Origin of the sequence: Streptomyces zaomyceticus, assembly GCF_014656215.1 — a bacterium.
GTDB classification, from domain to species: Bacteria; Actinomycetota; Actinomycetes; order Streptomycetales; family Streptomycetaceae; genus Streptomyces; species Streptomyces zaomyceticus.
This window is the reverse complement of sequence record NZ_BNBZ01000002.1, coordinates 311382-320990: the sequence shown is the minus strand read 5'-3', so window position 1 is coordinate 320990 and position 9609 is coordinate 311382. Positions and strand designations below refer to the sequence as shown.

Genomic DNA, 9609 nt, shown 5'->3' with positions numbered 1-9609 from the left:
CATCGATCATGGAGAGAGCCGCGATGCCGTTTTCGCCGGAGCGCCTGCCGACAGCCGATATCGAATCGCCCGAGTCCTTGCACGGTCTGGTGGCGCGGCACGCGGCGAGTCGCGGTGACGCGCCGGCGCTGCGCTGCGGCCGGGTCGAGTCGAGCTACGCCGAACTGGACGCCGCCGCGAACCGGTTGGCGCATGTACTGCGCGCTCGCGGGATCGGCGCCGAGGACGTGGTGGCGCTGGCGCTGCCCCGCTCGGCCGAGCTGATCGTCGCCATGCTCGCGGTCGGGAAGGCCGGCGGCGCGTTCCTGCCGGTCGACATCCATCACCCTGCCGAGCGCATCGCCTTCATGTGCGCCGACAGCGCGCCCCGCGTCCTGCTGACCACCGAGGCGGTACGGCCCGGACTGCCCGACACACCGGGCACCACTCAGTTGTCGCTGCCGGAGCTCCTGGCCGAGGCGGCGACGGCGCCGGTGACCGCCCCCGACCGGGTGGACCGTCCGCTGTCCCTGGCGTACGTCATCTACACGTCGGGCTCGACGGGCCGGCCCAAGGGCGTCGCGGTGCCGCACCGGGGAGTGCCGCCGTTCGCCGCCGACCTGATGGACCGGATGGCGACGGACTCCGACTGCGTGGTGTCGCAGCTCGCCTCGCCCAGTTTCGACGCCATGATCATCGAGGTGCTGATGGCGTTCACGCCGGGCGGCACCCTGGTCGTCTCGCCGCCCGAGACGCTGGCCGGCGAGGACCTGGCCGCGTTCCTCGCGGACCACGGCATCACCCACGCCTTCGTGCCGCCGTCGGTACTGGCGACCGTACCGGCGACCGAACTGCCGTCGCTGCGGGCCCTGATGGTCGGCGGCGAGGCCTGCGGCGCGCGCCTCGTGGACACCTGGGGCCGTGACCGCCGGATGGTCAACGGCTACGGGCCCACCGAGACCACCATGGCCATCACCCTGTCCGACCCGCTCGCGCCCGGGCCGGACGCGCCGCCGATCGGCTCCCGGTCCGGTGACACCCGTCTGTACGTCCTGGACGAGGCGCTGCGCCCGACGCCCCCCGGCGAGATCGGCGAGCTGTACAGCGGAGGCGGTGGTGTGAGCCGCGGGTACGTCGACCGCGCCGGTCTCACCGCACAGCGCTACGTCGCCGACCCCTTCGGGGCGCCCGGGACCCGGATGTACCGCACCGGCGACCTGGTACGGCAGCTGCCGGACGGCCAGCTCGCGTACTGCGGCCGGGCCGACGACCAGGTCAAGATCCGCGGACTGCGGATCGAGCCGGGCGAGATCGAGGCGGTCCTGGCCGGGCACCCGGCGGTGGAGCAGGCCCGGGTCCAGGTGCACGAGGACCCGCGCGGCGAGAAGCGGCTCGCCGCCTATCTCGTCGCCGTACAGGCACCGGAGTCCGAGGACGGCAACGCCGAGCGGCACGTGGACGAGTGGCAGCAGATCTACGAGACGTTCTACGACGAGTCCGACAGAGCGGCCTTCGGAGCCGACTTCACCGGCTGGAACTCCACGTACACCGGTGAGGGGATCCCGGTCGAGGAGATGGCCCGCTGGCGGGAGGCGATCGTCACCCGCGTACGGGACTTCGCGCCGCGGCGCGTCCTGGAGGTCGGCGTCGGATCCGGTCTGATCCTCACGCCCCTGGTCGGCGGGGTCGACGAGTACTGGGGCACCGACTACTCGGCGTCCGCGATCGAGGGGCTGCGCGACCGGCTCGCCGGCGAGGCGGAGACGATCGGGAAGGTCACCCTGCGCGTCCAGGCCGCCGACGTCACCACCGGCCTGCCCCGGGCCCACTTCGACACGATCGTCATCAACTCGGTCGTGCAGTACTTCCCCCATGAGCGCTATCTGCGGGACGTGCTGGTCAAGCTGCTCGACCTGCTCGCTCCGGGGGGCCGGCTGATCGTCGGCGACGTGCGGTGCCTGCCGCTCGTGGACAGCATGTGGACCGGCGTCCGGCTCGGGCAGCTCGACCACGATCCGGGGCCCGAGGTGCTGCGTCGCGAGATCGAGCAGGCGGTGATCCTGGAGAAGGAGCTCCTGATCGACCCGGGCTTCTTCGGCACCGTCGGGGCCGGCGCGGTCGACGTGCGGCTCAAGCGCGGCGCGGACCACAACGAACTGACCAAGCACCGTTACGACGTGGTGCTGCACAAGAACGGCACCGAGGCGCAGAACATGTCGGTGGTCCCGGCGCTGAGCTGGGGGACCGACGTACGGGGTCCCGAGGAGCTGGCCGCGCGCCTGGCCGCCGGCACCGCGCTGCGGCTCACCGGGGTGTGCAACGCCCGGGTCGCCGGTGAGGTCGCGGCCCTGCGGGCGGTGCGGGCGGGCGCGCCGGTGGAGACCGCGCGCGGCGCGCTCGAGGGACCGGGTGACCGGATCGACCCGGAGTACTGGCACGCGCTCGCCGCGGAGCACGGACGCGGCGCCGTGGTCACCTGGTCCGCGGACGCCCCGGACCTGCTCGACGTCCTCTTCCCGGCCACCGACGGCGCGCGGGCGCTGGACGGCGTGTATCTGCCCCGGACCACCGGCACCACCGGCCCGGCAGGCACCACCGACACCACCGACACCACCGGATCCGCCGCCAGCACGGCCGCCACCGGCACCGGCACCACTGCCGGCTTCACCAACGACCCCATCGCCACCCGCCGTCGCGGGCTGCTCGTCGCGGCGCTGCGCGACTGGGCCAAGGAGCGGCTCCCCTCCTACCTGGTGCCCTCCGCGTTCATGGTGCTCGACGCGCTGCCCCTGACGGCGAGCGGCAAGCTGGACCGGCGTGCGCTGCCCGAACCCGACTTCCGCGGCGACGTGTCCGGCCGGGCACCTCGGGACGCCCGGGAGAAGCTGCTCTGCGAACTCGCCGCCGAACTGCTCGACCGGGCCTGGATCAGCATCGACGACGACTTCTTCGACCTCGGGGGCCACTCGCTCCTCGCCGCACGTCTGCTCAACCGGATCCGGGGCGCCTTCGGGGTACGGCTCGGGCTCGACGCGCTGTTCGCCACGCCCACCGTCGCGGGTCTCGCGGCCACCCTCGCCGGGACCGCGGGACAGGAGGCGCCGGCCCTGGTCGCGGCTCCCCGGCCCGAGCGCGTCCCGCTGTCCTGGGCCCAGCAGCGCCTGTGGTTCGTCAACCGGATGGATCCGCTCGGCTGGACCTACAACCTCCCCGTGGTCCTGCGCCTGACCGGCACCATGGACCGGGCCGCGCTGGTCGCCGCGGTCGAGGACCTGATGGCGCGGCACGAGTCGCTGCGCACCGTCTTCGACGAGCGGGACGGACAGCCGTACCAGCGCGTGCTCGCCCGGGTACCGGCGGACGACCTGGTCCGGGTGCTCGACGTGGCCGAGCCCGAGCTGGAGCAGGCGGTCCGGACCGCCTGCCGCCGGCCCTTCGACATCACCGCGGAACCGCCGGTGCGGGTGTGGCTGCTGAGCAGCGCGCCGGACCGGCACACGCTGGTGCTCGTCCTGCATCACATCGCCGGCGACGGCTGGTCGATGCAGCCGCTGGCACGGGACCTGGCGACCGCGTACGCGGCACGGGTCGCCGGCCGCACACCGGACTGGCGGCCGCTGCCCGTCCAGTACGCCGACTACGCGCTGTGGCAGCGCGACCTGCTCACGACGGCGTACCAGGAGCAGATGACCGGATTCTGGCGGGACTACCTGGCGGAGCTCCCGGAGGAGCTGGCCCTGCCGTACGACCGGCCCCGCCCCGGCGGCGCCGACCACGCCGGCGAGCTGCTCCCGATGCGGATACCCGCCTCGCTCCACGCCGGCCTGGTGGCCCTGGCGCAGCAGAGCCGGACCACGCTCTTCATGGTGCTGCACGCCGCCCTGGCCACGCTCTACACCCGGCTCGGCGCGGGCACCGACATCCCGATCGGCACCGTGGTCGCCGGGCGCGGCGACGACAAGCTCGACCATCTGGTCGGCTTCTTCGTCAACAACCTGGTGCTGCGCACCGACACCTCGGGCGACCCGACCTTCCGTGAGCTCCTGGAGCGGACCCGGACCGACGACGTGGCCGCGCTCAGCCACCAGGAGCTGCCCTTCGACCGTATCGTCGAGGCGCTCAACCCGGCTCGCGCGCTCAGCCGGCACCCGCTCTTCCAGACCATGCTGGTCCTGCAGAACAACGCCGACGCCGACTTCGGTCTGACCGGTCTGGACGTCGAGGTGGTCCGGTCGACGCCGTCCGCCGCCCAGCTCGACCTCTTCGTCAACCTGACCGACACCTACCGGCGGGACGGCGCCGCCGACGGTGTCGTCGGCGAGATCGTCTACCGCACCGGGCTCTTCGACCCGGACACGGTGCGGTCGCTGGCCGACCGGTTCGTCCGCGTCCTCCGGGCCGTGGTCACCGACCCCGACCAGCGGCTGGGCCGGCTCGACGTCCTCGACGGCGAGGAACGCGACACCATCCTCCGGTCCTGGAACGACACCTCGCGGCCGCTGCCCGCCCTGTCGATTCCGGAGCTGTTCACCGCGCGCGCCGCGGCGACCCCCGACGCGGTGGCGGTCGACGGGCCGGTCTCCCTCACGTACGCCGAACTGGACCGGCGCGCCAACCACCTGGCGCACCGGCTGGTCGCGGCCGGCGCGGTCCAGGACCGGCCGGTGGCACTGCTCCAGGGACGGTCGGCCGAGCTGATCGTGTCCATGCTCGCGGTGCTCAAGGCCGGTGCCGCGTACCTGCCGCTGCCTTCGCCCGCTCCCGCGGACCGACTGCGCCGGATGGCCGAACAGGCCGGTGCCACCCTGCTCGTCGCCGGCGGGCCGCACGATCTGACGGGCATGACCGTGCTGGCGCCGGAGGAAGGCGAGGCCTCCGAGCCGCCCCGCGCGGCACCGCACCCGGACCAGGCCGCCTACGTGATGTTCACCAGCGGCTCGACCGGTACACCCAAGGCTGTCGTCCTGACGCACCGGAACGCGGCCGGGTTCGTCCGCGACCGGCTCTGGCGGGCCGGTGGCACGGTGCTGATGCACTCCGCCACGGGATTCGACGCCTCGGTGCACGAGATCTGGACCCCCCTGCTGACCGGCGGCACGGTCGTGGTGGCTCCGGAGGAGATCCTCGACGACGCCGGCCTCGCCCGCGCGGTCTCCACGTCCGGGGTGGACCGGCTCTGGCTCACCTCCGGTCTGTTCGCGGCCCTCGCGGAGAACCCGGACTGCTTCGCGGGGGTCCGCGAGATCCTGACCGGTGGCGACGTGGTTCCGCCCGCGGCGGTGACACGGCTTCTGGACCGGCACCCCGGACTGACGGTCCGGGCCCTGTACGGTCCGACCGAGACCACCACCTGCTCCTCCCGGTTCTCGATGTCCGGCGCGGAGTCCGTCCCCGGCCGGGTGCCGATCGGCGGTCCCATGGACAACACCCGCCTGTACGTGCTCGACGGACAGCTCCAGCCGGTGCCGGCCGGGGTGCCGGGCGAGCTCTACATCGCCGGTTCCGGGGTGTCGCGCGGGTACGCCGGACAGTCCGGCCTGACCGCCGAACGGTTCACCGCCGATCCGTGGGGACCGCCCGGCGGCCGGATGTACCGCACCGGTGACATCACCCGGTGGCGCGCCGACGGCACCCTGGACTTCGTCGGACGGGCCGACGCCCAGGTGAAGATCCGCGGCTTCCGCGTCGAACCCGCCGAGGTCGAGTCCGCGCTCACCTCGCTTGCGGAGGTCGGCCAGGCCTTCGTCACCGCCCATGTGGACCGCGGCGGCGAGCGCAGGCTGGTCGCCTATCTGGTGCCCGAGGGCGCGGCCCTGGACGTCGCCGCCGTACGGGACGAGGTCGCCGCCACACTGCCCGACTACATGGTGCCCAGTGCCCACATCGTCCTCGACCGGCTGCCGCTCACCGGCAACGGCAAGGTCGACCGGCGGGCCCTGCCGGAGCCCGAGTTCGAGACCGGCACCGGATACACCGCGCCGCGCACCCCCACCGAGGAGATCCTCGTCGAGCTCATGGGCGAGCTGCTCGGCAGGTCCCGGGTCGGCGCCCACGACAACTTCTTCGACCTCGGCGGCCATTCGCTCCTCGCCACCCGCCTGGTCAACCGGATCCGTACCCATCTGGGGGCGGACCTCGGCGTCGCCGACCTGTTCGAGGCCCCGACGGCGGCGGCGCTCGCCGCACGGATCGCCGCCGGTCTCGGAACGGACCGGGGCCGCAGCGCCCTGCTGCCGGCCGCACGGCCCCGCCCGCTGCCGCTGTCGTACGCCCAGGAACGCCTGTGGTTCCTCTCCCGGTGGAACGGGCTCGGCTGGCCGCTGGTGCTGTGCCTGGACGGAGCCCTGGACACGGAGGGGTTGCGCGCCGCGGTCGGCGACCTGCTGGAGCGGCACGAGACGCTGCGCACCCGTTTCCCCGAGGTCGACGGAGCACCCCGCCAGCAGGTCCTGGACAAGGCCGACCCGGACGAGGTGCTGCGGACGTCAGCGGTGGCCCCGGCCGACCTGGACCGGGAGCTGGCGGCCGCCGCCGGCCACCGGTTCGACCTCACCACCGACCTGCCCCTGCGGCTGCACCTGTTCCGCACCGGCCCGGACCGTCACACGTTGCTGCTGCTGATGCACCACATCGGCGGCGACGGCTGGTCCCTGGCCCCGCTGACCCACGACCTCGCGCAGGCGTACGCCGCCCGGGTCCGCGGCGACGCGCCGGCCTGGAGCCCGCTGCCGGTGCAGTACGCCGACTACACGCTGTGGCAGCGGGACCTGCTGGAAGGTCCGGCCGGGGAAAGGCTCTCGGCGTACTGGTCCGGGCAACTCGCCGGGCTCCCCCAGGAACTGGCCCTGCCCTACGACCGGCCCCGGCCGGACTCGTCGGACCTGCGGGGCGCCCTGCTCCCGGTCGCTCTGCCCGCTCCCCTGCACACCGCTCTGCTGGATCTGGCCCGACGCACCCACACCACCCTGTTCATGGTGCTGCACGCCGCACTCGCGACGCTCTACACCCGGCTCGGCGCGGGCACCGACATCCCCATCGGCACCACGGTCGCCGGGCGCAGCGACGACGGCCTCGACCATCTGATCGGCTGCTTCGTCAACAGTCTGGTCCTGCGGACCGACACCGCGGGGGATCCGAGCTTCCGCGAGCTGCTGGGCCGTGTGCGGGACCTGGACCTGGCCGCCTACGCCCACCAGGAGCTGCCGTTCGACCGGACCGTCAACGCGCTCAACCCGGCCCGCTCGCTGAGCCGGCACCCGCTCTTCCAGACGATGCTGGTCCTGCAGAACAACGCCGAGTCCGCTTTCGCCCTGCCCGGCGTGGACGTCTCGCCGGCGCCGGTCGAGGGCGCGCTGGAGGCGATCCGGGTCGGTCCGGTGGACTTCGACCTCAATCTGAGCTTCGTCGAGCACCACGGGGACGGCCGGGTGCCCGAGGGCATCACCGGCGAGGTGCGCTACCGCACCGACCTGTTCGACCGGGAGACCGTGGCCGCCCTGGTGGACCGGCTGCTGCGGGTGCTGGGCGCGGCCGTCGCCGATCCGGACGTACCGATCGGCCGGATCGACCTGCTCTCCGAGGCCGAACGGCGGTCCGCGCTGGAGGGCCGGCGGGACACCGCGCGGCCGGTCGTCGACGAGGACCTCGCCGTGCTGTTCACGCGGCGGGCCTCCGCGGCCCCGGACGCGATCGCCGCGGTCGAGGGCGACCGGTCGATCGGCTACCGGGAGCTCGACCGGCGCGCCAACCATCTGGCGCACGCCCTGGTGGCGGCGGGCTGCGGTCCCGACGATCCGGTGGCGGTGCATCAGCCGCGCGGTATCGACTACCTCGTGACCGTGCTGGCCGTCGTCAAGGCCGGTGGCGGCTATCTGCCCCTGCCCCGGTCCGCGCCGCTCGCCCGGCAGCAGCGGATGGTCGACCACATGAAGGCCCGCCTGCTCGTCACCGACGGCCCCACGGAGCTGACCGGGGTGACGGTCGTCGCGCCCTCCCCCGGCACCGAGGAGTGCGGCCCCAGGACGGTCACGCACCCGGACCGCACCGCGTACACGATGTTCACCAGCGGCTCGACCGGTACGCCCAAGGCGGTCAGTGTCTCGCACCGCAGTGTCGCCGAGTTCGTCACCGACCGTGCCTGGGAACGACTGCGCCCCGCAGACGCGCTGATGCACTCGCCGACGTCGTTCGACCCGTCCACGTTCGAGATCTGGCTGCCGCTGCTGACCGGCGGCCGGGTGGTGATCGCGCCCGAGGGCGAGCTGGACACCGAGGTGCTGGCCCGCACCATCGTCGACGGGAGGGCCACGACCGCGGTCTTCACCTCCGCGCTGTTCAATCTGATGGTGGCCGAGGCCGCACCGGCCCTGGCCGCGCTGGATCTCGTGTGGATGGCCGGTGACGTGGTGTCGCCCGCGTCGGTCGCGGAGCTGGTGGCCGGCGCGCCGGACACCGCGGTCGCGGCCGCCTGGGGCACCACGGAGACCACCGTCATCTCCTCCTGGTACCCGATCACCACGGTGCCCGCCCGTACGGTGCCGATCGGCCGGGCGATGGACAACACCTGGCTGTATCTGCTCGACGAGCGGCTGCGGCCGGTGCCGCCGGGGGTGTCGGGTGAGGTGTACGTGACCGGTACCGGCCTGGCCCGGGGGTACGCGCATCAGCCGGACGTGACGGCCGCCCGGTTCGTGGCCGACCCGTACGGTCCGCCCGGCGGGCGCATGTACCGCACGGGCGACCTCGCCCGCCACCGTGCCGACGGAGTGCTCGAGTTCGACGGCCGCGTCGACGCGCAGATGAAGGTCCGCGGGTACCGGATCGAACCGGCCGAGGTCGAAGCGGCCCTGACCGGACACCCGGACGTGGCCCACGCGACGGTCACCGGGGACGGCGAACGGCTGGTCGGCTACCTCGTGCCGGCGGATGTGGACGTGGCCGCCGTGCGGGCGCACGTCGCGGCGACGCTCCCGGACTACATGGTGCCGAGCACGTTCGTGACGCTGGACCGACTGCCGCTGACCGGCAACGGCAAGGTCGACCGGAAGGCACTGCCGGCACCCGGCCCGAGCACCTCCGAGACGGCCTACGTGGCACCTCGGGACGAGCGCGAAGCCGCGCTGTGCGCGATGTTCGCCGAGGTCCTGAAGGCGTCCCGGGTCGGCGTCCACGACAACTTCTTCGACCTCGGCGGCCACTCGCTGCTCGCCACACGTCTGCTCAACCGTGTGCGCACCCGGTTCGACGCGAGCCTCAGCGTGGCCGCGCTCTTCGAGTCCCCGACGGTCGCCGCGCTCGCCGAACGCCTCGGCCGGACGGCGAACCGCACGCGGCCGAAGCTTCGGCGGCGCACCGGCCCGGCGGGTCCCGCCGCCACGGCCGGACCCGGAGGGCCCGGCGGCTCAGGCGGCTCCGGCGGCTCAGGCGGCTCCGGCGGCGAGGAAGTGGATTCCCGGTGAGACCACGGACGGACATCCCGCGTGTCCGTGCGCACCGGAGCGGTCGGCACGCCCATCGACCCACCGGCGTGCCGGCCGGCGCGGCCCGCGACGGACCCGACCGGTTCGCGCTGCCGAAACCCCCCTCCCCCGGCACCCGTTGAAGGGTGACTCGTGGGAGGGGACCTCAGAC

General features: G+C 73.6%; 1 protein-coding gene. It reads left to right on the top strand.

The genetic code is table 11. The annotated features are described in order from the left end of the window. Window positions 1–23 precede the first annotated feature (23 nt). Complete coding sequence (locus tag IE311_RS04195; protein ID WP_189830147.1) at window positions 24–9437, top strand: non-ribosomal peptide synthetase; 9414 nt, start codon at window positions 24–26, stop codon at window positions 9435–9437. Window positions 9438–9609 lie beyond the last annotated feature (172 nt).

Coding starts and splice junctions, on each gene's coding strand:
- IE311_RS04195 (WP_189830147.1), top strand. CDS start 24: ATGCCGTTTTCGCCGGAGCGCCTGCCGACAGCCGATATCGAATCGCCC.